General features: G+C 53.0%; 23 protein-coding genes. 12 read left to right on the forward strand and 11 right to left on the reverse strand.

Annotation, left to right across the window (positions count from 1 at the left end; translation table 11 throughout):
- Nucleotides 1–72 precede the first annotated feature (72 nt).
- Nucleotides 73–639 (forward strand): 50S ribosomal protein L25/general stress protein Ctc, encoded by a 567-nt coding sequence (locus AWR27_RS08380; protein ID WP_077130757.1) that lies wholly within the window; start codon nucleotides 73–75, stop codon nucleotides 637–639.
- A 105-nt stretch (nucleotides 640–744) separates the two neighbouring features.
- On the opposite strand, the gene AWR27_RS08385 is transcribed toward AWR27_RS08380, so the two are convergent.
- Nucleotides 745–951 carry a heavy-metal-associated domain-containing protein gene (locus AWR27_RS08385; RefSeq protein ID WP_077130758.1) on the reverse strand — a complete coding sequence of 69 codons (207 nt, stop codon included), beginning with the start codon at nucleotides 949–951 and terminating at the stop codon, nucleotides 745–747.
- Between the two features lie 681 nt (nucleotides 952–1,632).
- Here AWR27_RS08385 and AWR27_RS08390 point away from each other — a divergent pair.
- The 3 genes from AWR27_RS08390 to trxA all read left to right on the forward strand — a co-directional run bounded on the left by AWR27_RS08390 (nucleotide 1,633) and on the right by trxA (nucleotide 4,535).
- On the forward strand, nucleotides 1,633–2,226 hold the full coding sequence (locus AWR27_RS08390) for a hypothetical protein (RefSeq protein WP_232326011.1): 594 nt from the start codon (nucleotides 1,633–1,635) through the stop codon (nucleotides 2,224–2,226).
- Nucleotides 2,180–3,847: a S8 family serine peptidase gene (locus tag AWR27_RS08395; protein ID WP_077130760.1), complete on the forward strand. Its 1,668-nt coding sequence runs from the start codon at nucleotides 2,180–2,182 to the stop codon at nucleotides 3,845–3,847. The genes AWR27_RS08390 and AWR27_RS08395 overlap by 47 nt, the downstream gene beginning before the upstream one ends.
- Before the next feature lie 358 nt (nucleotides 3,848–4,205).
- Nucleotides 4,206–4,535, forward strand: a complete 330-nt coding sequence (trxA, locus tag AWR27_RS08400) for a thioredoxin (RefSeq protein WP_077130761.1) — start codon at nucleotides 4,206–4,208, stop codon at nucleotides 4,533–4,535.
- 94 nt (nucleotides 4,536–4,629) lie between these two features.
- Here the strand turns inward: trxA and AWR27_RS08405 are convergent, their stop codons facing one another.
- Together AWR27_RS08405 and AWR27_RS08410 are read right to left on the reverse strand one after the other, a co-directional pair.
- Nucleotides 4,630–6,384 (reverse strand): pyruvate dehydrogenase complex dihydrolipoamide acetyltransferase, encoded by a 1,755-nt coding sequence (locus AWR27_RS08405; protein WP_077130762.1) that lies wholly within the window; start codon nucleotides 6,382–6,384, stop codon nucleotides 4,630–4,632.
- A gap of 102 nt (nucleotides 6,385–6,486) precedes the next feature.
- The gene (locus AWR27_RS08410) at nucleotides 6,487–7,680 is read right to left on the reverse strand and encodes a class I SAM-dependent rRNA methyltransferase (protein WP_077130763.1); all 1,194 of its coding nucleotides are present in this window, start codon (nucleotides 7,678–7,680) and stop codon (nucleotides 6,487–6,489) included.
- A gap of 48 nt (nucleotides 7,681–7,728) precedes the next feature.
- Between AWR27_RS08410 and AWR27_RS08415 the strand changes: the two genes are divergently transcribed.
- The 3 genes from AWR27_RS08415 to metF are packed head-to-tail and all read left to right on the forward strand — an operon-like array spanning nucleotide 7,729 to nucleotide 10,407.
- Nucleotides 7,729–8,577 carry a sugar phosphate isomerase/epimerase family protein gene (locus AWR27_RS08415; RefSeq protein WP_077130764.1) on the forward strand — a complete coding sequence of 283 codons (849 nt, stop codon included), beginning with the start codon at nucleotides 7,729–7,731 and terminating at the stop codon, nucleotides 8,575–8,577.
- A gap of 15 nt (nucleotides 8,578–8,592) precedes the next feature.
- Nucleotides 8,593–9,435, forward strand: coding sequence for a phosphatase PAP2 family protein (locus tag AWR27_RS08420; protein WP_077130765.1), 843 nt, complete (start codon nucleotides 8,593–8,595; stop codon nucleotides 9,433–9,435).
- A 12-nt stretch (nucleotides 9,436–9,447) separates the two neighbouring features.
- Nucleotides 9,448–10,407, forward strand: a complete 960-nt coding sequence (metF, locus tag AWR27_RS08425) for a methylenetetrahydrofolate reductase [NAD(P)H] (RefSeq protein WP_077130766.1) — start codon at nucleotides 9,448–9,450, stop codon at nucleotides 10,405–10,407.
- Nucleotides 10,408–10,511: 104 nt separating this feature from the next.
- On the opposite strand, the gene AWR27_RS08430 is transcribed toward metF, so the two are convergent.
- Together AWR27_RS08430 and cobT are read right to left on the reverse strand one after the other, a co-directional pair.
- Nucleotides 10,512–11,294, reverse strand: coding sequence for an adenosylcobinamide-GDP ribazoletransferase (locus tag AWR27_RS08430; RefSeq protein WP_077130767.1), 783 nt, complete (start codon nucleotides 11,292–11,294; stop codon nucleotides 10,512–10,514).
- Nucleotides 11,291–12,280 carry a nicotinate-nucleotide--dimethylbenzimidazole phosphoribosyltransferase gene (cobT, locus tag AWR27_RS08435; protein ID WP_077130768.1) on the reverse strand — a complete coding sequence of 330 codons (990 nt, stop codon included), beginning with the start codon at nucleotides 12,278–12,280 and terminating at the stop codon, nucleotides 11,291–11,293. The genes AWR27_RS08430 and cobT overlap by 4 nt, the downstream gene beginning before the upstream one ends.
- A gap of 200 nt (nucleotides 12,281–12,480) precedes the next feature.
- On the opposite strand from cobT, the gene AWR27_RS08440 reads away from it, so the two are divergent.
- Both AWR27_RS08440 and AWR27_RS08445 read left to right on the forward strand, forming a co-directional pair.
- Nucleotides 12,481–12,975 carry a DUF421 domain-containing protein gene (locus AWR27_RS08440; protein WP_077130769.1) on the forward strand — a complete coding sequence of 165 codons (495 nt, stop codon included), beginning with the start codon at nucleotides 12,481–12,483 and terminating at the stop codon, nucleotides 12,973–12,975.
- A gap of 51 nt (nucleotides 12,976–13,026) precedes the next feature.
- Complete coding sequence (locus tag AWR27_RS08445; RefSeq protein ID WP_077130770.1) at nucleotides 13,027–13,989, forward strand: alpha/beta hydrolase family protein; 963 nt, start codon at nucleotides 13,027–13,029, stop codon at nucleotides 13,987–13,989.
- Here the strand turns inward: AWR27_RS08445 and AWR27_RS08450 are convergent.
- From AWR27_RS08450 to proS, 3 genes are read right to left on the reverse strand one after another with little or no spacing between them, the layout of a single operon-like run.
- A complete protein-coding gene (locus AWR27_RS08450) occupies nucleotides 13,964–14,497 on the reverse strand; it encodes a hypothetical protein (protein WP_077130771.1) in 534 nt (177 codons plus the stop codon). The two genes, AWR27_RS08445 and AWR27_RS08450, sit on opposite strands and share 26 nt — an antisense overlap.
- Nucleotides 14,494–15,198, reverse strand: coding sequence for an alpha/beta fold hydrolase (locus AWR27_RS08455; protein WP_077130772.1), 705 nt, complete (start codon nucleotides 15,196–15,198; stop codon nucleotides 14,494–14,496). Before AWR27_RS08455 ends, AWR27_RS08450 begins: the two co-directional genes overlap by 4 nt.
- A 27-nt stretch (nucleotides 15,199–15,225) precedes the next feature.
- Nucleotides 15,226–16,698: a proline--tRNA ligase gene (proS, locus tag AWR27_RS08460; protein ID WP_077130773.1), complete on the reverse strand. Its 1,473-nt coding sequence runs from the start codon at nucleotides 16,696–16,698 to the stop codon at nucleotides 15,226–15,228.
- A 259-nt stretch (nucleotides 16,699–16,957) separates the two neighbouring features.
- Here proS and AWR27_RS08465 point away from each other — a divergent pair, with 259 nt between their 5' ends.
- Together AWR27_RS08465 and AWR27_RS08470 are read left to right on the forward strand one after the other, a co-directional pair.
- On the forward strand, nucleotides 16,958–18,328 hold the full coding sequence (locus AWR27_RS08465; protein WP_077130774.1) for a hypothetical protein: 1,371 nt from the start codon (nucleotides 16,958–16,960) through the stop codon (nucleotides 18,326–18,328).
- A gap of 137 nt (nucleotides 18,329–18,465) precedes the next feature.
- Nucleotides 18,466–20,031: a hypothetical protein gene (locus AWR27_RS08470; RefSeq protein ID WP_077130775.1), complete on the forward strand. Its 1,566-nt coding sequence runs from the start codon at nucleotides 18,466–18,468 to the stop codon at nucleotides 20,029–20,031.
- Nucleotides 20,032–20,155: 124 nt separating this feature from the next.
- Here AWR27_RS08470 and AWR27_RS08475 read toward each other — a convergent pair whose 3' ends face one another.
- The 3 genes from AWR27_RS08475 to AWR27_RS08485 all read right to left on the reverse strand — a co-directional run bounded on the left by AWR27_RS08475 (nucleotide 20,156) and on the right by AWR27_RS08485 (nucleotide 22,470).
- The gene (locus AWR27_RS08475; RefSeq protein WP_077130776.1) at nucleotides 20,156–20,662 is read right to left on the reverse strand and encodes a shikimate kinase; all 507 of its coding nucleotides are present in this window, start codon (nucleotides 20,660–20,662) and stop codon (nucleotides 20,156–20,158) included.
- Nucleotides 20,663–20,736: 74 nt separating this feature from the next.
- A complete protein-coding gene (locus AWR27_RS08480) occupies nucleotides 20,737–21,885 on the reverse strand; it encodes a BT_3928 family protein (RefSeq protein WP_083732793.1) in 1,149 nt (382 codons plus the stop codon).
- 30 nt (nucleotides 21,886–21,915) lie between these two features.
- Nucleotides 21,916–22,470 carry a DUF1599 domain-containing protein gene (locus tag AWR27_RS08485; RefSeq protein ID WP_077133884.1) on the reverse strand — a complete coding sequence of 185 codons (555 nt, stop codon included), beginning with the start codon at nucleotides 22,468–22,470 and terminating at the stop codon, nucleotides 21,916–21,918.
- An 11-nt stretch (nucleotides 22,471–22,481) separates the two neighbouring features.
- On the opposite strand from AWR27_RS08485, the gene folP reads away from it, so the two are divergent.
- Complete coding sequence (gene folP, locus AWR27_RS08490) at nucleotides 22,482–23,327, forward strand: dihydropteroate synthase (protein WP_077130777.1); 846 nt, start codon at nucleotides 22,482–22,484, stop codon at nucleotides 23,325–23,327.
- The last annotated feature ends 43 nt before the right edge of the window (nucleotides 23,328–23,370 follow it).

The following is a 23,370-nucleotide window of genomic DNA, read 5'->3' on the forward strand; positions in this document are numbered from 1 at the left end:
TGAGTGATTGACTGTTTCGGTCGCTTAGCCATTCAACCAGTCAATCAGTCAAAATTCAATCATTTTACAAACATGAAACAAATCGAGATTGTAGGGTATCAACGAGCGAATCTCGGCCGTGCGGAATCACAGGCGATTCGGGCTGAGGGTAATGTTCCGTGCGTGTTGTATGGCGGCAGTGAGCAGGTGCATTTTTCCGCGCCCGCTATTCTGTTCCGGTCTTTGCTGTATACGCCAAATGTGTATGAGGTGCTGCTGAACATCGAAGGCACTGAGTACCGGGCTGTTTTACAGGAAGCCCAGTTCCATCCGGTTAGCGACACGCTGCTGCACGCCGACTTTTTGCAGATTATTGAGGGTAAGCCGGTTAAACTGGCAGTACCCGTTCGGCTGATCGGTACGGCTCCGGGCGTTCAGAAAGGTGGCAAGTTAGTAACACGCGTTCGGAAACTGCGCGTGAAAGGGGCTATCGAAAATATTCCTGATTTCATTGATGTCGATGTGTCGGGTCTCGACCTCGGCAAGTCGGTTCGCGTGGGTCAGATTCCCGTGCAAAACATTGAAATGCTGGAGCAGGCATCAAACCCTGTTGCGAGCATTGAAATTCCCCGTGCATTGCGCGGTACGGTGGGCAAGTAAGTTTATTATTTGCCTGATTTTTAAGCTAATAGATATAACCAAATGCCCGGCCACTATTGGTCGGGCATTTGGTTGTTATGCGGGTACATACACGCCCGTCGGTATTTACTGCATTAGCTCGGCCCTATAGCCGGCTTTCTCAACGGCCTGCCGGGCATCGCTCGCATCTTCTCCCTTTACGGTCAGCACTTTAGCCGGGTTTTGCGTGTCGACTTGCCAGTTACCTTCACCTACTGCCTCATTCAGAAAAGGGGTTACAGTAGCTACGCAGTTGGCACATTTGATATTGGTTTTAAACTGAGCGGTTTCCATGAATCTGTTTGTTATTGAGAACAATCTGGTTTTCCCTATAACACCTGTTGCCGCGAAAAAGCACCAGGTTGGTCTGGTAAAATTCGGGTTATTATTTACACAATTTGCGGCATATTTATCTCCTCGAATCGATTAGCCTACGTTCCATACAATAACTTTCAATCGACATGCCAATAGACGCCCGATGTACCAGCAGTTCCTTCAAGTAACTATATGTTTTGATTGAACAACAGCTTAAGTATATTTCTCTTAAACAAAGACTTACCGAATGTAGTTGCGGGGTTGTTTTTTTGCTACGTTTAATAATATTAGCTATTCGGGTAGCGTTATTATTGTGTAATGTCGCCAATTTTAAGGTGTGCAAGGACGTACAATACGGGTTATTGAAAAATAAAAATTTGCCTGAGATATTGTACTCTCAAAGAAACTGCTTAGTTTAGCATGACAATCCTTTACAAAGGGAAGGTTGAACATCAAGATTAGACGGCCGCCCGGTCGTCGGTCTTGAAATGGTGTGGATAGAAGCGGAAAGCCGCCCCGAGTTTCGGAGCGGCTTTTTTGTATTTTTAGAATCCCTTCAATTAGTATTACCCTATGCGTCTCGTCGCGCTGCTTTCAGCATTGTTGTTACTCCACAGTTGTCTGTCTCCCCCGGTTGCGGCCCCACCCGATACCGCGTACTTGCCAATCGAAACAGGCCGGTACATACTATATACGGTTGACGAAGAACGGTACGCACCAGCCCGGTTGGTTCAGCGGCAGACGTATCAGCTTAAAGAAATCACGGGCGAAGCCTATACAGACGTCAGCGGTCGGCCTGCCTTTCGGCTCTTGCGATTTCGGCGGGCTGATGCCGCACAAGCCTGGCATCCCGATTCGATCTGGTCGGTGCGGCTAACGGAAAATGCGGCCATTCGCACAGAAAATGGACGCGATTATGTTAAATTGATGTTTCCTCTGCGTACCGGACTTCGATGGAACGGCAACCGGTTCAATAATCTGGGCGAAGACATCTACGAAGCTCATACTACCAATGAGCCGTACCGCGTTGTAGATAAGCCATTTGCGCCAGCAATACGCATTGTTCAGCGCAATGACTCAACACTTGTTTCGCAAGACAGACGCACCGAAATCTACGCGCTCGGCATCGGTATGATTTATAAAGAACGAATTCAACTAACGTACTGCACGGCCACGCCCGCCTGCATCGGGAAAAAACAAATCGAGTATGGCATCCGACAAATCTACCGCATCACTGACTACGGCGTCGAGTAAAGCTATTTTGCTGCTTGTAGTTTTTTTGCTGACGCATACCCTGTCGTTTAGCCAAACCACGACCCGCACCTATTTGGTTCGGCTGCGCGACAAGGTCAGCTCACCCTACAGTGTCAGCCGTCCCGAACAGTTTTTATCGCAGCGATCCATTCAGCGCAGGCAGAAACAGAACATCGCCGTGCTGGAACGCGACCTGCCCGTAAATCCAGCTTACGTAACACAACTGCAACAGGCCGGAGCTAAAGTCCGGTTTACCTCGCGCTGGCTCAACGCTGTGCTGATTGAGGCTACCGACGCCACAATGACCGCCGTGCAGCGATTGCCGTTCGTGACAGGATTGGAGTTTAACCGTGCCCTGTCGAGACCCGTTCGGAGTGGTGGGCGCCTTGGTGCAGAGACAGATACGAAGTTTGGGCAGGTGCAAACGGCCATCAACTACGGCACGTCGCAGACGCAGATTACACAGCTTGGCGTCGATAACATGCACGCTGCGGGCTTCCGGGGCGAAGGTATCCTGATTGGCGTGCTGGATTCCGGGTTTATGAACGCCGACGAGGTCAGTTTTCTGAAACCGCTGTTCGATGAAAAACGGATACTCGCAACCTATGATTTTGTAAAAAAAGAGACAAGCGTATACGAAGACGACTCGCACGGCACCTCTTGTTTAGCGGCCATTGCCGCCACCGCCGACGGACAACTGTACGGCACAGCCTTCAAAGCCTCCTTTGTGCTGCTCCGCACCGAAGACGCCGACAGCGAACAACAGGTAGAAGAAGCCAACTGGCTTTTCGGAGCCGAATACGCCGACAGCGCGGGCGTCGATGTCATCAGTTCCTCATTAGGTTATACTACCTTCGACGACCCTTCACAGAACTACACCTACGCCAACATGGATGGTAAAACAGCCCTCTGTACGCGGGCCGCGCAGATTGCTTCGGAAACGGGCATGGTAGTGGTGGTAGCGGCTGGTAATGAGGGCAGTAATGCGTGGCGATACATTTCGGCACCGTCTGATGCTGCCGGGGTGCTGTGCATTGCCGCCGTTAATCAGACTGGGCAATGGGCTTCGTTCAGTTCTATCGGCCCGGCTGCCGATGGGCGCGTAAAACCCGATCTGGCAGCTCGCGGACAGGGTACCATCATCGGCAATCCTGACGGACGTATTGCTTCGGGCAATGGCACGTCGTTTGCCACGCCGTTGGTAGCGGGGCTGGCGGCTGGGTTCTGGCAGGCAAATTCCCGGCTCACGGCGGTGCAGGTGGTAGAAGCCCTGCGCCGGTCGGGTACTCAGGCCGGTGCGCCCGATGCGCAGCTTGGCTATGGCATCCCGAACTTTGCCCGGCCATTGGCTACCGAAGAGCCAATGGCCCCGTTTGTGGTGTTTCCTAACCCATTTAGTGATGGCGAACCACTCACTATCGACTGGCAAACGATCAATGCCAACGCTTCTGTCGACGCCACGCTCGCTGACCTAACGGGCCGGACCGTGTGGCAGTATCGTTATCAGCCCGGCAAACTCGGCACCCTGACTGTGCCCAGCCTGAATCTGTCGGCAGGCTTCTATGTGATGACGATTGTATCGGGCGATAAACGACGGGTAATCAAGCTTTTAAAACGATGATGTAGACCTGCTCAGCAGATTCAGGCTAATATTCGTTTCAATCCTCGCAGTGGCCGTCAGCCGGGGCGGCTTACGTTATTTTGATAAACTACTTGCTACACTAACTCTAATTGATTTTACTAAGTAATTTAGTATATTCTTTAGACAAAAAATTTTGCAAAAAAAACAGCCCTTTCAAAAACACTATACTCTTACAAAAATAACATCGCTTAAGATATTGGTTCTACCAATATCTTAAGCGATGTTATCGATACTGATGTGGATGAACTCCCAGAGGTATTTCAGGTCGGAACTAATCGGCCCGGTGCGGGTTTATACGAGAGAAACAAGAACAACTTAATTCAAACCGTTTTCAATTATGGCAGCAGGATCACTTGCCGTAGAAGCGACCGACGCGAACTTCAACGAGTTAATAAATTCCGATATACCGGTTCTGGTCGATTTCTGGGCCGAATGGTGCGGACCCTGTAAAATGATCGGCCCGGTTGTGGAGCAACTGGCTGGCGAATACGAAGGCAAAGCCGTTATCGCTAAAATGGACGTTGACCAAAACGCCCAGATTCCGGCTAAATTCGGCATTCGTAGCATTCCCACGCTGATGGTGTTCAAGAAAGGCGAACTGGTCGATAAAGTGATCGGTGCTGTTCCCAAAACCGTGCTGGAGCAAAAATTACAAGCCGCGCTGTAAATAATCAGGGGTAAAGGAGAAGGGGGTAAGGTGTAAGGGGATGACGCGAATCAACCCCCTACACCTTACCCCCTTCTCCTTTACCCCTGATTATTTACACCAGCATCCGCATGGGGTTTTCCAGCAAGTCTTTCAGCGTTTGCAGGAAAGCCGCGCCGGTAGCACCGTCGACCACGCGGTGGTCACAGGAGAGCGTTACTTTCATGACGTTGGTCGGTTGCGCCTGACAGTCAACGAATTTCACGGTTTCTTTGATCGTTCCTACGGCCAGAATGCACGCATCGGGCGGGTTGATGATAGCCGTAAACTCGTCGATGCCGAACATGCCGAGGTTCGAGATCGAGAACGTGCTGCCTTCCCAATCTTTCGGCTGAAGTTTTTTGTCTTTCGCCTTGCCCGCGAGGTCTTTTACTTCGGCGGCAATGGTCGAAAGCGTTTTCTGGTCGGCGTTGCGTACTACCGGCACCAACAGACCATCGGGAATCGCTACGGCCACGCCTATATTTACGTACTTGTATTTCCGAATCTTATCGCCGAGCCACGATGCGTTAACGTCGGGGTGTTGTTTGAGGGCCACCGCCGAGGCTTTCAGCACGAAATCGTTGAACGAAATTTTGACCGGGCTAACCGTGTTGACCGTACCGCGCAGTTCCATCGCCTTGTCCATGTTGATTTCCATGGTCAGGTAGAAGTGCGGAGCCGTAAACATGCTCTCACTGAGTCGGCGGGCAATGACTTTCCGCATCTGACTAACCGGCACGTCTTCAAAGTCGCCGGCTGGTGTGGGTGCTTGTTGAGCCGCCGGAGCCGGTTGCGCGGCTGGGGCGGGTTGTGCGGCTGGCTGCGCTGCCGGTTGTGAAGCCGCTTTTTCCGATGCGTCGGACCGTTTGGGCACGAACGATTCTACGTCGCTTTTCACGATGCGGCCTTCGGGGCCGGAACCCTGCACCTGCGCGAGGTTAATGCCTTTTTCGGCGGCAATGGCTTTCGCCAGCGGAGACGCTTTCACGCGTCCGTTCGATTCGGCACCGCCCGTTTTATCGCCCGCATACGACAGGTCGGTAGCGGCATTGGCAGGTACGTCCGCCTGTGCCGGTCCGTCATTACGGTTTTGCCCGGCGGTTTCCGAACCGCTGCCATTTGCTGCCGGAGCCGGTGCGCCCGAACCACCGTCGAGCAGTACTTTAAAGTTGGCACCTTTTTCGCCCACCACAGCGATAATTTCATCGACCGCCACCGACGCACCTTCTTTCACGCCGACGTACAGCAATGTACCTTCTTCGTAGGCTTCGAGATCCATCGTGGCTTTGTCGGTTTCGACTTCGGCCAGAATATCGCCCGACTTCACCGTATCACCTTCTTTTTTGTGCCACGCTACAATGGTGCCTTCGGTCATGGTGTCGCTCATTTTGGGCATCCGAATCACCGACGCGTTCACGTTCTCAGCCGGTGCCGCCGACAGGGCTTTCTGGTCGGGCAGGTTAGTGGCTACTTCGGCTTTGTTGGCATCGCCACTCGGTGCCGGGGCGGGTTCGGATTTTGGCGATTCGGCTGCTGCTGGGGCCTGACTGCCGCCACTGCTGCCGTTGAGCAGTGCTTTGTAATCTTCGCCCTCCGCCCCGATAATGGCTAACACGCCATCGACCGGCACCGACGCGCCCTTTTCAACACCGATGTAGAGCAGCGTACCTTCTTCATACGACTCTAAATCCATCGTGGCTTTATCGGTTTCGACTTCGGCCAGCACGTCGCCGGATTTTACTTTATCGCCCACCTTTTTGTGCCACTCCGCAATGACGCCTTCGGTCATGGTGTCGCTCATTTTGGGCATTCGGATTAACTCAGCCATAAACGGTATGTGTATATCGGGTTGTACAGATGCAGTCGGCGCGTTGGCCGGGTCGCCAAAATTAACGCAAAGCCGCAAAGTTTGTATCGCTCGGTAGGGTTTTTACTCTACCCAAAGCACTAATCCTTTCAGATAACCACCTTCTGGATGGAACAGGCTAACGGGATGGTCGGCGGGTTGACTCAGGTGATGCAACACGCGCACCTGCCGCCCGGCTTCGATGGCAGCCGCTACGATGGTGTTATAAAATAACTCGCGGTCAACTACCTGCGAACAGGAGAACGTAAACAGAATCCCGCCTTTCGCCACCCGGCGCAGCCCTTCGGCATTCAGGCGTTTGTAGCCCTGCACGGCCCGGTGCCGCGCTGGCAAACTCTTGGCATACGCGGGCGGGTCGAGTATCACTACGTCATACTGGTGGTCGTGACTTTTTAAATAATGCATCACATCGTCGGGGTGGGCTTCGTGCGCTGTTGCATCGCCGAAGTTAGCCGCCACATTCTGGTTGGTCAGGTCGATAGCTTTCGGCGACGAATCGACCGAATGCACCTGCGTGGCTCCGGCCTCCAATGCATAAACTGAAAATCCGCCCGAATAGCAGAACGCGTTCAGCACTTTTTTTCCCTTTGCATACTGCGCCAGCAATGCCCGGTTGTCGCGCTGGTCTAAGAAAAAGCCGGTCTTCTGGCCCGTAATCCAGTCAACCAGAAAGGTATTGCCATTTTCCTGAACCGGATGCGGCACGGGCGTTCGGCCAAAGAGGTAGCCGTTCGTGACCGATGCGCCGTAGTCGCCGGGTAAAGTTTCGCTGCTTTTGTCGTACACGGCCCTGAGTTCGTCGCCGAATACGTTACGAAGCGCGTCGGTAATGAGTTCGCGTTCGCGGTGCATCCCGATAGAGTGCGCCTGCAACACGGCCACGCCATTGTACATGTCGATGATTAAGCCCGTGCAGCCGTCGCCTTCCCCGTGTACAAGCCGGTAGCAGTTCGTCGCGCCTGTAACGATGGCTTGCCGGATGCTACGGATGCGGGCCAGTTTGTCGGTCCAGTACGGCACGTCGGGCGTAACGGGGCCACCCGCCGAAGCGGCAAATGAAAACAGTCGCACGGCAATGCTGCCATCGTGGTAATGGCCCGTAGCCAGGTACTCGCCTTTCCGGTCGAAGACCTCAACCACGTCGCCATCAGCAACATTGCCTTCGTGCCGACCAATGGCTCGCGAGAACACCCACGGGTGAAACCGCCGAACGGCCTCGTCGCGCCCGGCTTGCAGATATATTTTGGAATACGTCATTTTTCAGAAACGCAAAGATACTTTTGTATAGGCAAATCTTTTATCACTATGCAACGACGTTCATTTCTTCAACAGGCCGGTCTACTAACGGCTGGCACTTTCGCTTTCGGCTCCGATGTACTGGCCGCTTCGCCCCAGAAATCAATCAAACCATTTGGTGTTCAACTGTATAGCGTTCGCGACCTGCTGCCCAAAGACCCCAAAGGCATTATGACGCAACTCGCTAAAATGGGCTACAAACAGTTTGAGAGTTACGGCGGACCGCAGGGCTTTTTATGGGGCATGGAGCCGAAAGAAATTAAAAGCTTTCTCGGTGATATGGGTGTGAAATTAGTCAGTACGCACTTCGATTTTCGGAAAGACCTCGCCAAAAGCATCGACATGGCAAACGGCGCAGGGTTGAGTTATCTGCTCTGCCCGTATATTGGTCCGCAGAAATCGATGGACGACTGGAAACGTATTGCCGACGACTTCAACAAAACTGGCGAACAGGTTCGTAAAGGCGGGTTGAAGTTTGGCTACCACAACCACGACTACTCGTTCAAGCCGCTCGACGGTCAAATTCCGCAGGAGTACCTGCTGGCAAATACCGACCCGCAGAACGTAATGTTTGAACTGGATTTGTGCTGGATCGAAGCCGCCGGACAGGATGCCGCCCAACACCTCAAAAAATACGGCAAACGCTACGAACTCTGCCACATCAAAGATTTTAACAAAGTCGATGGCAAAGTTGTACAGGCTGATCTGGGCAAGGGCGTAGTAAACTACCGGCACATCCTGAACACGGCTATAGACAATGGCATGAAGTACTTTCTGGTGGAACAGGAGCAGTACCCCGTTTCGCCGATGGCAAGTATGCAGGCCGACGCCGACTATATGAAGAAGTTAGTGATCTGACGGTATCTTTGCCTAATGAACCCATTTCGCCCCAAAGCAACCCGCTTTTGTTTCTTGTTCATTTTTTACTTTTCATTTTTCATTTCCGTTCAGGCCCAATCGCCCTACGCGTTGAAAACGGGCCGCGAACTGGCAATTTTCGGCGCGGGGGCGGCAACGGGCATTACGGCACTCGTACTTGAAAAACAGGTAACGCCCCTCACCGTAGCCCAAATCAACAGCCTGAACCGTAACGATATACCAGCGTTTGACCGCCCGGCCACCTACCGATTCAGCCACACATACGACCGCCTGAGCGACGTTACCTGGGCGAGTGGCGTGGCTGGCCTGGGGCTGCTCACCCTCGGCACGAAGCCCATGCGGCAGGATTGGAAAACGGTGGGGGTGATGTATATCGAGACCGTTCTGCTGGCAAATGGCGTTCAGCGTTCGGTTAAAAACATTGTGCAGCGCACCCGCCCCTTTGCGTATAACCCCGACGCGCCGTTGGCCGAAAAACTGGACCGCGAAGCGCGGCAGTCTTTTCCTTCGGGACATGCCACCAACGCCTTCGCTACGGCGGTGTTTACGAGTGAGGTGTTCCGGCATTATTTTCCGCAGTCGAAATGGAAGCCTGTGGTTTGGGTTGGTTCGCTGGGGCTGGCAACGACGACGGCGGTGCTGCGCTACACAGGCGGACAACATTACCCTACCGATTTGCTGGCCGGGGCCACGATTGGTTCGCTGCTGGGCTGGGGCATTCCAAAACTGCACGAAGTGAAAAACCGGAGCGACCTGGGCCAGCGGCTCGACGTACAGCCCTGGAGCAACGGGCAGGCATCGGGAATTTACCTGCAATTGGCCGTGTTCTCGCGTTAACTTTGCGATGTAATGACTAAAATTACCGACCATATCAAGGCTGCGAACGGCAAGCCAATTTTTTCGATTGAAGTGATTCCGCCTATCAAAGGCGACAACCTGAAAAGCCTGCTCGATAACATCGAACCGCTGATGGAGTTCAAGCCGCCCTTCATCGACGTTACGTACCACCGTGAAGAATACATTGAGCGGCCCCTGCCCGACGGAACCATCCAGAAAATTGTGACGCGCAAACGGCCTGGCACCGTCGGTATCTGCTCAGCCATTATGCACCGTTTCGGTGTTGACCCCGTGCCGCACGTGCTGTGTGGCGGCTTTACCCGCGAAGAAACCGAAGATTTCCTCATCGACCTGCATTACCTCGGCATCGACAATGCGCTCGTGCTGCGGGGCGACCCGGCCAAGCCGTTCACAACTTTCAAACCGAAAGAAAACGGCTATGCCTACGCCAGCGAACTCGTTGAGCAGGTTGCCAACATGAACCGGGGCGTTTATCTGCACGAAGAAGATACCGCACTGGCACCCAGCAACTTCTGCATCGGCGTAGCAGCCTATCCCGAAAAACATTTCGAGGCCGAAAACCACGACATCGATTTCGAGTACCTGAAACAGAAGGTCGACCGGGGAGCTGATTATATCGTGACGCAGATGTTTTTCGACAATGGGAAATACTTCGATTTCGTCGACCGATGCCGTCAGCATGACATCACCATCCCGATTATTCCGGGTCTGAAACCCCTCAGTACCCGTAAGCAGTTACAGATTCTGCCCAAGATTTTTCATCTCGAAATGCCCGCCGATTTAGTACGGGCCGTTGAAGCCTGTGAAAACGACCAACAGGCCCGGCAGGTTGGCATTGAGTGGAGCATTCAGCAATCCCGCGAACTCGTTGCCGGTGGTGCGCCTGTGTTGCACTTCTATACGATGGGCAAAGCCGATAACATTATGAAAATCGCACGGGAGGTTTTTTAAAGAGTTATAACACAGAGATTCACAGAGGAAACGGAGATCCGCAAAGACTAAAAATAAAACTCTGTGCATCTCCCTTCTCTCAGTGAATCTCAGTGTAATAGTTTTCATATTGACACCCACAGCAGCGACACAAACGACAGATACACCACCACTTCGGCGAGTTGCTGCGTGGCACCGAGGCAGTCGCCAGTGTAGCCGCCGAGCCATTTTTTGAAGAATGCAATCAGTCGCCAGCGCACTAACGCCAGCGGAATCAGAAACAGGGCATATATCCACAGGCCAGTGTAGGCCATCAACGCCAGCAGCGGCCCCAGCCCAAACAACGCGGCAATGGCTAACTGCCCGCCCGTGATACCCTGCGCGATAGGCTTGGCTTTGCTGTCCATGTCTTCGCGGGCGTAGGGCAGTGCGCGTATCACCGTCGTGGCCGTCAGGCGGCTCAGGCTGTGTGCCGAGACGTATTTCAGAGCTACCGCCCAGCCGAACGCTTCGACCGAGAGCATGGATTGCAGCGCGAAAAACTTAACTGCCAGCAGCGACCCCAGCCCAATGGTGCCGTAGGTACCGAGCCGACTGTCTTTCATAATACTCAGGATTTGCTCGCGGGTCCAGCCGCCCCCGAAACCATCGCACACGTCGGCAAAACCATCTTCGTGAAACGCGCCCGTAACCCAGATAGTGGCAATCATGCTAAAAAGCACGGGCAGGTTGCCGGGCGGAAACAGCACCGTGCCGAGCCAGTATGTGCCAACGCCAATGCCGCCAACAATCCAACCGATAAATGGAAAAAAGATGGTAGCCCGGTTAAGCGCGTCGGGTGAGTGGTCGATGTGTTTAGGCACCGGCAGGCGGGTGTAAAACATCAACGCCGTGAAAAATAAGTTCATAATACGTCCATTGTTGCCATGTCGTTGAGCATCCCAACGGCGGCCTGAATGAGTGGATAGGCCAGCGCACAGCCCGTGCCTTCACCCAGCCGCAGGTCAAGATTCAGCAACGGTTTCGCGCCCAGAAAATCAAGCATGAACCGATGCCCCGCTTCGTCTGATTGGTGGCAGAAAATACAGTTTTTCAAAATAGACGGGTTCAGCGCATGGGCCACCAGCAGGGCCGACGTAGCAATAAACCCATCGACCAGAATCAACATGCCGTTTTCGGCGGCCTGCAACATTCCACCCGCAATAGCCGCAATTTCCAGCCCGCCCACAGCCGTCAGCACGTCGAGTGGCTGCGTAGCATCGGCGTGACGTTCGGCAACGGCTTGTAAAACAGCCAATTTCCGCGCAACACCCGCGTCGTCGAGACCCGTGCCGCGCCCAACGCACTGCGGCAATGGAAAGCCCGTGAAGCGGTGCATCAGCAACGCAGCCGCCGAGGTGTTGCCAATACCCATTTCGCCGAAGCCAACTATGTTGCAGTCCCGGTGCCGCACCCCATCGACCAGCGTTCGGCCCGCGTCCATTGCAGCCGCGCATTCGTCGGGCGTCATGGCCGGTTCGTAGCGCATGTTGCGTGTTCCGGGCCTGATTTTGTACTTTACCAACGTTGGCCCGGCCTGGTCAAAGCTGCCGTTTACGCCCACGTCGCACACCAGCAGACTCAGGCCATTTTGTTTGCAAAAGACGTTGATAGCAGCCCCGCCCGCCATAAAATTATGCACCATGCCGAAGGTTACGTCGGCGGGATAGGCACTTACGCCCTCAGCCGTCAGCCCGTGGTCGGCGGCAAAAACAAGCACGTGCGGATTTTCGAGACGGGGCGTTTCGGTTTGTTGGAGAAGGGCAATTTGCAGGGCCAGGTCTTCTAAGCGGCCCAGCGCACCGAGAGGTTTGGTTTTGTTGTCGATTAGTTGGCGGATGCGTTCTTCGAGCATGTAGTGTTTGGTTTTGCCACAGTTGTTGTAACACAGAGATACACGGAGGTTGCACAGAGATGCACAGAGCAGCTTCTTTCATTAATTTTCTCTGTGTGTCTTTGTGCAACCTCCGTGCACCTCTGTGTTACAACGACTGTGGCTTAAAAAACCCAAAGGTCTGAAATCAGTTAATACGAGCAGACTCAACGCTACACAAAATGGATAAATTATTGTCGATTGACTGGGATACTATGTTTACACCCAGTCTGTCGGTGGCCGAAATGATTATTCGCGGCACCATAACGTACTGGTTCTGTTTCCTATACATACGGTTCTTCCGACGCAGTTCGGGCCAACTGAACATCAGTGATATTCTGCTGATTACGCTTATTTCCGATGCTGCCCAAAATTCAATGGCTGGTCAATATGAATCCGTGACCGAAGGGTTCGTGCTGGTCGGAACGCTGGTTTTGTGGGATTACGTCATCAACTGGCTCGGCTACCGCTCTGTGCTGTTCGACCGGCTTAGTTCGCCCGAACCGGCGTTGCTCATTAAAGACGGCGTGATGCAGCGACAGACCATGAAAAAGGAACTGATTACCGAAGATGAACTATTGGGCCTGTTGCGCGGTCAAGGCGTTGAAAAGCCCGAAGAAGTGAAACTATGCTACTTAGAAGGCAGCGGTAACGTGAGTGTTATTCAAAAAAATTAAGCTGGTCGATTCTGTTTCTGCCTATTTTGGCGGCAACTTTCCTCATAGTACATGACCCATTGCCTATCTTTCCTCCTACTGTTGCTGACGAGTGCTACGCTGGCTCAAACAACAGAACCGATTCAGTATGCTATTACGCAACCCGCCAATAGCAGCGTCACGCTCGAAGGCACGCTTAGTTTGCCCGCCAATGCTAAAGGTCGCGTGCCGGTGGTGCTGCTCATTGCCGGGTCTGGCCCTACCGACCGCGACTGCAACAGCGGCTACGGCCTGAAAACCGATGCCTTCAACATGCTGGCCGATAGCCTGAACCGGCTGGGCATTGCCGTAGCCCGCTACGACAAACGCTATTCTGGCACCAACCTGATGAAAGCGGCAAGGCAATTGCCCGAACAGGATTTCCGGTTCGATTACTTCGTTAGTGACGCCATTGGCTTCATCCGGCAACTACAGGCCGACAAACGCTTTTCCAAAGTCGTTGTGGCCGGGCATTCGGAAGGCTCTTTAGTGGGTATGCTGGCAGCGAGGCAAACAAATGTCAGCGGTTTTATTTCGATAGCCGGGGCGGGTCAGAACATCGCCGACGTGCTGAAAACACAGATGCAAACCCTTCCCGATACCCTGCGTCGAGTGGCCTACCGAAGTCTCGATTCGCTCCGGGCGGGTCAGTTGGTCAAGTCGCCAAACCCGCTGTTGTTGTCTTTGTTACGCCCTTCGCTCCAGCCGGGTATGATTTCCTGGATGAAGTATGACCCGGCTCAGGAAATCAAACAGTTTAAAGGCTCCGTGTTAATTATCAACGGCAAACGAGACTTCCAGGTAGCTGTCAGCGAAGCCGAACGCCTGAAAGCTGCCCGACCTGATGCGCAGTTGCTTTTGTTCGACCGAATGACGCACGTACTGAAAGATGCCGCCACCGACAGCATGACCGATAAGCAGAAAACCTACTCCGACCCTACCCTGCCCCTTACACCCGGTTTGGCAACAGCTATCGCGCAGTTTGTGATGCCGTAAATAAAACGCCCACTGACAGTGGCACATCAACGTAGCGATTAATGCTTCCATAACGGTCGTAGGCCGGACAGGCAGCGTAGGCAATGCCAGCCGCTGCCATTAGCCCAAACCGTTTCCCAAGTTTGTAGGCACCCACAACCTCACCGCCAACCCGGTACGTAAACAAAGGACGGGGCCGGAACAGAGCCGCACCCGGCATGACATAGGCCCGCACGCTGCTCAGCCAGCGCGACGATTTTGTTAGCTGATACTGCACCCCGCCCTTCGCTAAAACCTGACTGCCCCATCCGGTGTAGCCCATCTCGGCCCCAGCCAGCCAGCCCAGGCCGTTCGGGGCCGAATGGCTTTTCTCTACCTGCAATGCCCAGCCGTTCCAGCCCAGATCGTTGACGTTGTTATAGCGGAGTGAACCGAGCCGCTGTATCCGAATCTGCAACGCCGACGGCTGCGCCTGAACAGCCGCAGCATACAAACCAGCAAGCAAAAGACCGTAGCGAATCAGTTTCATAAGCCAAGCGTTTTCATAAAACCGATAAACTGACGGGCCGTTTCCAACTGCTGCTCCCGGCGGCTGACGGTGGCCGTTCCATCGCCTTTTTGCTCGCCGTAGTTGCCAAAATAAGCATGATTACCACCGGCAATCGTAGTCGTAATGGTCTGTTTGGGCAGCCGGTCTTTTGCCTCAGCTAAAGCTACTGCATTAAGCACCTCGTCGTTTGTGCCGTATACCGACAAAACGCCCCCCGACCATCCCGACAGATTATCGGCTCCAGCCGGGTAAGCGGCCAGCAGCACCAGCCCCCGCACCGATTCGGGGTTGCGCCGAACCCACGTACAGGCCATAGCCCCACCCAACGAATGCCCGCCAATAACCCAGGTACGAATTTCCGGGTGTTCGTCCATAATTGACCGGGCCGCTTCGGGCTGAAGTACGGCTAAGTTAGCCGGTACTTTTGCAATGAAAACCCGGTAGCCGGGAGGTGCATCGGCCAATAGCTCCATCAGACCAACATAAGCATGTGGATCAACCAGCGCACCAGGATAGAAAATAAACCCGGTTGTCGAAGCCACACCGCGTGTAGTTGTTACCGTAATGGCTGTACGATTTTCGCTGACGGTGGTCCCCGCAGCTACCGATTCCGGTTCGGGCAGGTACGTACAGGCTCCGGCACTTAGCCCGACTAACAGCAGCAACGCGTAAAAACGCATAAACCAACGAGTTTATCGATGTACTTGTTAATACGCCCGTGCGAACACGACGCGGCCTTTGGAGGGCTTGCCCGAATACACGCAAACGCCTTCTTCCGGCTCCTGATCGAACGGAATGCAACGGATGGTAGCTTTGGTGGCCTCTTTAATGGCTTCTTCGGTTTCCGACGTACCATCCCAGTGCGCCAGCAGGAAGCCGCCTTTTTCAAGCTGGTCCTCAAACTCGGCCATCGTATCGACCCGGAAGGTGTTGGCCTCGCGGAAGGCTTTGGCTTTATTGTAAATCGTCTGTTGAATATCGTCAAGCAGCACTTGAATGCGTTCTACCAGCCCGTCGAAGGGTACGGTTTCTTTCGTTTTCAGGTCGCGCCGGGCCAACTCGATGGTGCCATTTTCCAGATCACGCCCACCCATTGCCAGCCGCACCGGAACGCCCCGGAGTTCGTATTCGGCGAATTTCCAGCCAGGCTTGTTAGCGTCCGAATCGTCGTATTTAACCGAGATACCCGCCTTTTTTAATTCCTGAACTAATGGTTTCAGTTTGGCGGCCAATAGGTCTAATTGCTCATCGTTGCGATAAATCGGCACGATAACTACCTGAATGGGGGCCAGTTTGGGCGGCAATACCAAACCGTCGTCGTCGGAGTGGGCCATGATGAGCGCGCCCATCAGCCGGGTCGAAACGCCCCACGATGTACCCCAGACGTATTCTAACTGGTTCTGTTTGGTCAGGAACTGCACGTCGAAGGCTTTGGCGAAGTTCTGCCCCAGAAAGTGCGACGTACCGGCCTGCAACGCCTTGCCATCCTGCATCATGGCCTCGATGCAAAGCGTATCATCGGCCCCGGCGAAGCGTTCATTTGGCGTTTTGTGACCTTTCAGCACAGGCATCGCCATCCATTCTTCGGCAAACCGGGCATAAATTTCCAGCATCTGTCTGGTTTCGGACTCGGCTTCATCGGCGGTGGCGTGGGCGGTGTGGCCTTCCTGCCAGAGAAATTCGGACGTGCGCAGAAAAATCCGCGTCCGCATTTCCCAGCGTACCACATTGGCCCATTGGTTGATGAGCAGGGGCAGGTCGCGGTAGCTTTGAATCCAGTTTTTATAGGTGCTCCAGATGACCGTTTCCGACGTGGGCCGAACAATCAGTTCTTCTTCTAATTTCGCGTCAGGATCGACAATAACGCCGGAGCCATCTTCAGCGTTTTTCAGGCGGTAATGCGTCACAACGGCGCATTCTTTCGCAAAACCCTCCACGTGGCTGGCTTCTTTGCTCAGGTACGACTTCGGAATAAACAGCGGAAAATAGGCATTCTGATGACCGGTTTCCTTAAACATATCGTCTAAGGCCCGCTGCATTTTTTCCCATATCGAAAAACCATACGGCTTAATGACCATGCAGCCACGAACGGCAGAATTTTCGGCCAGATCAGCCTTTTTAATCAACTCATTGTACCACTCGGAATAATTTTCACTACGGGAGGGAATTGCTTTCGCCATAAAATTAGGGTATAGGGTATTTAGGTGTAAGGTTGGAAAAGCATTTGTGTCAATATATTCTTTCCAGCCTTACACCCGTACGCCCTACAACTTTTTTTAAAACCAGATTAAACCTTTCAATTCTAATCAGAATCTAATAGGCAAAGAGTTGCAAAGATAGACGTTTATGCTATTTTTGTAATCAATCAAAGCCCATTCTGTGTTATAGACACAGGCGGGAAACCACCAGATTTTTGAACACAGCAAATTCCCTTGCCAAATGAATAAACAACATGCATATCGCTACCTGACGCTGGCGTTGCTGATGGGCTTCTGGAGTTGTAGCTCCAGCCGTCAGACCGCCCAGAACGTTGGCGAAGTGGATGATTTGTACGGTAACTCGGCCAACGCCGTTGTCTTAGCCGACAATTCGTCCGACGCGTCGTCGGTTGCTGAGCAACGGCCAACGCGGCAGCAACAGCGGTTCGACCGGCAACAACAACGCCTGAGCCGCAATGCCAATCCAGATTATTCGGAAGAGCAACCTTATAACGAGGCCAACTCCGACGAGTATTACTCGGAGTTGAGTGCCCGCAAACTGAAGCGCGGTCTATCGCCCGATCCAGGCTGGAGTGACGGTACTGATGCCTACAACGCTGGTTTTGTGAACGGCTTCAATGCTGCCCAAACCTCGGCACTAAGCTGGAACCGGTGGGGCTTCAACAACACTGGCTTCTGGAACGGATTCAACATTGGCGTTGGGTTTGGTTCGTTTGGCGGCTGGGGCAGTCCGTGGGGCTTCAACCGCTGGGGTTGGGGTGGTGGCTGGAACAACTGGGGCGGTGGTTTTTACGACCCGTTCTGGGGCAACAGTTTAGCTTATAACCCGTGGGGTTGGGGCGGTGGCTGGGGCAACGGCTTCGGCGGCTGGAACAACTGGGGCTGGGGTAATGGCTTCGGTGGCTGGAATACCTGGGGCGGTGGCTGGGGTCGTCCGGTTTTTGTCAACAACGTAACAGTTATTGGAGCCGACCCGTATCGTAATTCGCGGAGTTACGGACCTCGCTACGGTGGCTCATCGGGCCGCTACAACGATAGTTTTGTAAATAACCCCCGTTCCAACAACAACGGTGGTCGTACTCCTGCTTACACGGGCAATGCTACCAACAACAGTTCATCGTATGGCAATCGCGGCAACAGCAACGGTGGCTATTACGCAGCCCCGCGTCAGAACAGCCGGGGTTCGTATTACTACGAAAACAACGGCGGCACAGGTGGGCGCGTGAGCGGCAACTCAACTCCGTCGTACAACAGCTCGACGCCTTCGTATAACCGAAGCAATTCGAACGAATATTACGCAGCACCACGTCAGAACAGCCGGGGTAGCTATTCAGGCAGCGGTGGTGGCGGCTATAGCAGCGGTAGCAGTGGCCGGAGCAGTTACCAGTCGCCGAGTTACAGTGCTCCGCAGCGTAGCTACAGCCAGCCAAGCTATTCGGCTCCGCAACGCAGCTATAGCTCACCCAGTCCGAGCTATTCGACCCCATCAAATAGCGGTTCGCGTGGCGGAGGAGGTGGCTACTCTGGTGGTAGCAGCGGAGGTGGCTACTCTGGCGGCAGCAGTGGCGGAGGAGGCCGTGGCCCGCGTTAAATGTCAACGATAATTTGATAGAAAATCCCGGCATTTGCGACAAATGCCGGGATTTTTCGTTTAGTAGAAACAACAATTAAACGTCTGCCCCGCTACCTTGTCCAAGGGTTGGCAGACACTATACAACCACTACTTTCATGAAGACCCGGCTATTCGTTCTCGGTGCCCTATTGCTCAACGCGGGGGTATCTTTCGGTCAGGAAAATATCTATGCAGCCGAAGCATTTCGCTTTTCAGACTATCAGCAAAACGGTACGGCCCGCTTTCGGGGCTTGGGTGGCAACCATACCGCCCTTGGTGGCGATGCCAGCAGCACGTTTGGCAACCCCGCCGGACTGGCGTTCTATAACCGTTCGGAGTTGAGCATCAGCCCGATGATTAATCTGAAAAATACGCAATCGACATTTCTGGGCAGTTCGCTGTCGGACAACAGCACGAAGTTTTCAATCGGGCAACTGGGTCTGGTGTTTGCCGGAGGTGGCGACCGGGGTAGCCGGTGGCGCAGAACCACATTTGGCGTAACCTACCACCAGAACGCCAACTACGCCAACCGATACGCCTTTCAGGGCCGCAACAACCGCTCATCGTTTGTTGACCCAATCATCTTAGACGCTAATGACCGCAACGTAACGGGTCGCCAAATCAATGCTGAGTATGACCGGAATACAAATCAGGCAACCGACTTATTAGCGGCTGCCTACCAGTTGTACTTATTAGAAGGAGAGCCTTTTGTTGACCAGGATGGGGAAAATAGCGGCCCGCCCTACACGCGGTTTGATGCCAATCGCCCCCGCGACCAGCGTGGTACGTTCGAGGCTACGGGCGCACAATCGCAGTGGACGTTTGCTTATGCCGGAAATTTAGACGACAAACTGTATTTAGGGTTGAACGTAGGGCTTTCCCGGGCACGTTACACAACCGATTTTACGCTGGCCGAATTTATTCAGGGTGGTCAGGTATTCAACAGCTATTCACAACGTGACCAGTTGAGCGTAACGGGCAATGGCTTCAACATTTCAGCGGGAGCGATTTATAAGCTTAGTCCGATGGTACAAATTGGGGCCACTTTTGCCTCGCCGACGTTCATGAGTTTTCGGGAAACATTCAACCAGAGCGTGAGTGTAGACCCTCGCCTGCCTAATCCGGTTCCCGGATTAAATGATCTTTTTACTAACACTGTAAATGTTCAACCCAACGATTTCAACTACAGTGTTACGACACCGTTGCGGGCATCGGGTGGAGCTACGGTATTTCTGGGCGGGGGTAAAATCGGCTTCCTGACCGCTACGGCAGAATACGTGGGCTACGGTGGTATGCGCGTTACTACGAGTGAATTAGATGCGCAGGGTAACAGCAACTTCCGCAACAGTGCCCGCAGCACCGTCCAGAACACCTATCAGAATGTTATTAACTTCCGGGGCGGGGCCGAGTTTCGCTTCAATGTGCTACGTGTTCGTGGGGGAGTTGCCTACTTAGCCGATCCTTATCGCACTGGTTTCGACAATATCGACCGGAGCCGGTTGTTGTTTTCGGGTGGTTTGGGTGTTCGTAACGAGCGTTTCTTCGCCGACGTGTCGGGAACATTCAGCACCTTTACCACCGCCACCACGCCCTATACCCTGCCCAATAGTGCCGATTACGGCTCGGCTGTTATTAACAACAACGCCACGAATCTAATGCTGTCGGTAGGAACATTTTTCTGAACCAGGATTGGCCGGGATTTCTACGATTAAACAAGATGCTACGCTGCGCTTAGTTGCTCACCTGCATCTTGCGGGGCAAGATGCTAAATCTTGTTTAATCGTAGAAATCCCGGCTAATCCTGGTTCAAAGATATTCCCCCACTTGCCGAAGTACGTCTTCCTCGTCGGTTTCGCCCGTGACAGTGATGTGAGCCTGCGAATAAAAGGGAAGCCGGTCCTGATACCGTTGTTGCAGCGTATTGAACAAATCGGGGTCAGCCTGTCGATAGAGTGGGCGGTCGTCGGCCTGATGAAGCAGCATCCGGGCTACCAGCGTTTCTACGGATACGTCTAAAAAGACCGACACGCCAGTGGCATTGATGTAGATCATGTTGTCGTGAAAGCAGGGCATCCCCCCTCCCGTCGAAACAACTAAGCTTTGGCCGGGGCGGATCGTTCGCAGCACCCGCCGTTCGGCTTCGCGGAAATAGGCTTCACCTTTTTGCGCAAAAATATCGGCAATCGAGCGTCCCTCTTCGCGTACAATCAATTTGTCGGTATCAACAAAGTGGTAATGCAGCGCATCGGCCACACGCTTCCCCAGCGTACTCTTACCCGAAGAAGGCATACCAATCAGATAGATGTTTTTCATCTAATAATGGTTGAATGATTGAGTGGTTGAATGATTGAATGGTGTGCGATAGTCTCATTCAATCATTCAACCACTCAATCATTCAGTAAACGCTTAACCTCATCGGCATTGGGCGTAGTGTTATAGTGCCATTTGCCGCGTACTGTGCCATCTTTCAACAGCCACGTGCCAGGGTTCGAGCGCATGATGGTTTTGAGAACCGTGCCATCTACTTTGTAATGCTTAACTGGCAATTGATACTCCGTGCGGAATGCATTGATCTCGTCGTCACTAACTGAGGTCAGGATATACGTTTCGACCGATGAACCCTGTAAATCATTGACCAGCGAACGAATGGCCGGAATGCTGCCCGAATCGATGTCTTTAGTACTTTTTACGATTACGAACAGCTTACTTCCCGTAAATGTCTGCTGCGTGAAATCGCCTTCCAGCGCATCGTTCCAGACGCGGTAATCCGTGATTTTGGGCTTTGCGTTTTCATTAACCAGGGCCATTTCTTTGAACTTATATGTCGTGTCGGTCGGGTATTGGTCAAACGTTTTGGTCTTACCATTTTTCTCCATCACATACGTATAGCGCAGTGGTTCGGACGGCTTCATCTGCGCCGGAATGCTTTTACCAACGGCATACGGCAGCAAATCGAGCGGGGGCAGAAACTGAATGGCGTAAATACCCAGCCCCAGCGTCAACACAGTAGTCAGAACCACTACCCAGCCGGTTTTTCGGGGCTTGATGCGGTTACGATGGCCGATGATGAACAGAATCAGGATGGTCAAGGCTACATCCTTATAGAACGACGTCCAGGGTTTGAGCTTTATGGCATCGCCGAAACAGCCGCAGTCGGTTACACGGTTGAAATAAGCCGAGTAGAACGTTAGAAACGTGAAGAAAACAATCAGGAAAAACAGCAGCCATGTTGTAACTTTAGGCTTGTAGGAAACCAGCAACGCTACGCCCAGAATGATCTCGGCTGCGCAAAACAGCACCGACATCGCCAGCGTAAACGGCACTAAGCCCATAAAGAAGTTGTGCAACAGGGGCACATCCTGAGCGAATACCTCAAAATATTCCTCGAACTTGATCTGCGTACCAACGGGGTCATTCAATTTGATGAGCCCCGAAAAAATAAAGATTCCACCCACCAGAAAGCGGGCAATCCGGGCTGCCCACAACATAGGGGGCGTTCCGGTTTTCAGTTTAGGCTGCGAAGTGGCTGTATTCATGCGTAACGCGGGTGGAAACCCGCTGTTTAGCTATTGATTCGGGTTTCCACCCGCATTACTTTTAATTAAACAAAAAACGGCGTAGTTGATCATGTCCATATAGTTCGCTTCAACACCTTCAGACACGAGTGTTGCCCCTTCATTATCTTCAATCTGCTTTGTTCGCAGAAGCTTCATCAAGATAATATCCGTCATTGAACTAATGCGCATATCGCGCCAGGCTTCGCCGTAATCGTGATTCTTGGCGAATAACAAATCAATAACCCGGCCAATTTGTTCATCATATAGTTTTTCGAGTTCGCCGGTCGGAATGTCCGTGCGTTTGTCAGTTGCCAACTGCATCTGAATCAGGGCCATCACGCAATAGTTGATAATACCCACAAATTCCGGCTCAATGCCCTCACCTACCTTGCTGACCCCCGTTTCCTGCAATGTTCGGATACGCTGGGCTTTGATGAAAATCTGGTCGGTGATGCTCGACAACCGCAGAATGCGCCACGCGGTGCCATAATCTTTATTTTTTTTCAGAAATAAGTCCTTGCAGCGTTGAATAACCTGCCGATATTCGGTCTCTGTAGTTAACATAATCATATATAATGCCGAAAGGTACGAAGAAAACACTAAACTGCCGGGGCCGACTTATTGACCTGACTACGCCCGTTGTGATGGGCATTCTGAATGTAACACCCGATTCGTTTTATACCGGGAGCCGGGTTTCAGCCAACGCCGATCTGGTTGAACGTGCCGGGCAGATGCTGGCCGACGGGGCGACGTTCATCGATATTGGCGGTTATTCGACCCGCCCTGGTGCCAATGACATCAGCCCCGCCGAAGAAGCCGACCGCGTGTTGCCCGCTATTGAAGCCGTTTTGCGTCAGTATCCGAACGCGCTGATTTCGGTCGATACGTTCCGGGCCGAAGTAGCCCGACAAGCCGTAGACGCGGGTGCCTCTATGGTCAACGACGTGGCCGGTGGCACGCTTGACCCGCTCATGTTCGAGACTGTGGCCGGGCTGGGTGTGCCGTATGTGCTGATGCACCTGCGCGGAAATCCCAAAACCATGCAGTCGCTATCGGTTTATGAGAATCTGGTCGTTGATGTAGTAGATGAAATTGGGGTTCAGTTGGCGAAACTTCGGGCATTGGGCGCGAAAGACGTGCTGCTCGATCCTGGTTTTGGTTTTGCCAAAACACCTGCGCAGAATTTCGAGCTACTTAGTCAGTTAAACGCTTTTCAGCAGTTCGATGAACCACTACTGATTGGCCTTTCGCGCAAATCAACCATCTGGAAAACACTTAACATATCGGCGGATGCGGCCCTGAATGGCACAACGGTATTGAACACAGCCGCCTTGCTGAAAGGAGCCTCCGTGCTGCGTGTACACGATGTTCGGGAAGCTGTTGAAGCGATAAAATTAAGCCAGCGTCTAAATTTTTTTTAAGCCGGGTCTTGTGTTTACTGTTATAAACTTCTACTTTTGCAAT

The sequence above is a fragment of the Spirosoma montaniterrae genome (assembly GCF_001988955.1).
Classification (GTDB): domain Bacteria; phylum Bacteroidota; class Bacteroidia; order Cytophagales; family Spirosomataceae; genus Spirosoma; species Spirosoma montaniterrae.

Coding starts and splice junctions, on each gene's coding strand:
- AWR27_RS08380 (WP_077130757.1), top strand. CDS start 73: ATGAAACAAATCGAGATTGTAGGGTATCAACGAGCGAATCTCGGCCGT.
- AWR27_RS08385 (WP_077130758.1), bottom strand. CDS start 951: ATGGAAACCGCTCAGTTTAAAACCAATATCAAATGTGCCAACTGCGTA.
- AWR27_RS08395 (WP_077130760.1), top strand. CDS start 2,180: ATGGCATCCGACAAATCTACCGCATCACTGACTACGGCGTCGAGTAAA.
- trxA (WP_077130761.1), top strand. CDS start 4,206: ATGGCAGCAGGATCACTTGCCGTAGAAGCGACCGACGCGAACTTCAAC.
- AWR27_RS08405 (WP_077130762.1), bottom strand. CDS start 6,384: ATGGCTGAGTTAATCCGAATGCCCAAAATGAGCGACACCATGACCGAA.
- AWR27_RS08410 (WP_077130763.1), bottom strand. CDS start 7,680: ATGACGTATTCCAAAATATATCTGCAAGCCGGGCGCGACGAGGCCGTT.
- AWR27_RS08415 (WP_077130764.1), top strand. CDS start 7,729: ATGCAACGACGTTCATTTCTTCAACAGGCCGGTCTACTAACGGCTGGC.
- AWR27_RS08420 (WP_077130765.1), top strand. CDS start 8,593: ATGAACCCATTTCGCCCCAAAGCAACCCGCTTTTGTTTCTTGTTCATT.
- metF (WP_077130766.1), top strand. CDS start 9,448: ATGACTAAAATTACCGACCATATCAAGGCTGCGAACGGCAAGCCAATT.
- AWR27_RS08430 (WP_077130767.1), bottom strand. CDS start 11,294: ATGAACTTATTTTTCACGGCGTTGATGTTTTACACCCGCCTGCCGGTG.
- cobT (WP_077130768.1), bottom strand. CDS start 12,280: ATGCTCGAAGAACGCATCCGCCAACTAATCGACAACAAAACCAAACCT.
- AWR27_RS08440 (WP_077130769.1), top strand. CDS start 12,481: ATGGATAAATTATTGTCGATTGACTGGGATACTATGTTTACACCCAGT.
- AWR27_RS08445 (WP_077130770.1), top strand. CDS start 13,027: ATGACCCATTGCCTATCTTTCCTCCTACTGTTGCTGACGAGTGCTACG.
- AWR27_RS08450 (WP_077130771.1), bottom strand. CDS start 14,497: ATGAAACTGATTCGCTACGGTCTTTTGCTTGCTGGTTTGTATGCTGCG.
- AWR27_RS08455 (WP_077130772.1), bottom strand. CDS start 15,198: ATGCGTTTTTACGCGTTGCTGCTGTTAGTCGGGCTAAGTGCCGGAGCC.
- proS (WP_077130773.1), bottom strand. CDS start 16,698: ATGGCGAAAGCAATTCCCTCCCGTAGTGAAAATTATTCCGAGTGGTAC.
- AWR27_RS08465 (WP_077130774.1), top strand. CDS start 16,958: ATGAATAAACAACATGCATATCGCTACCTGACGCTGGCGTTGCTGATG.
- AWR27_RS08470 (WP_077130775.1), top strand. CDS start 18,466: ATGAAGACCCGGCTATTCGTTCTCGGTGCCCTATTGCTCAACGCGGGG.
- AWR27_RS08475 (WP_077130776.1), bottom strand. CDS start 20,662: ATGAAAAACATCTATCTGATTGGTATGCCTTCTTCGGGTAAGAGTACG.
- AWR27_RS08480 (WP_083732793.1), bottom strand. CDS start 21,885: ATGAATACAGCCACTTCGCAGCCTAAACTGAAAACCGGAACGCCCCCT.
- AWR27_RS08485 (WP_077133884.1), bottom strand. CDS start 22,470: ATGTTAACTACAGAGACCGAATATCGGCAGGTTATTCAACGCTGCAAG.
- folP (WP_077130777.1), top strand. CDS start 22,482: ATGCCGAAAGGTACGAAGAAAACACTAAACTGCCGGGGCCGACTTATT.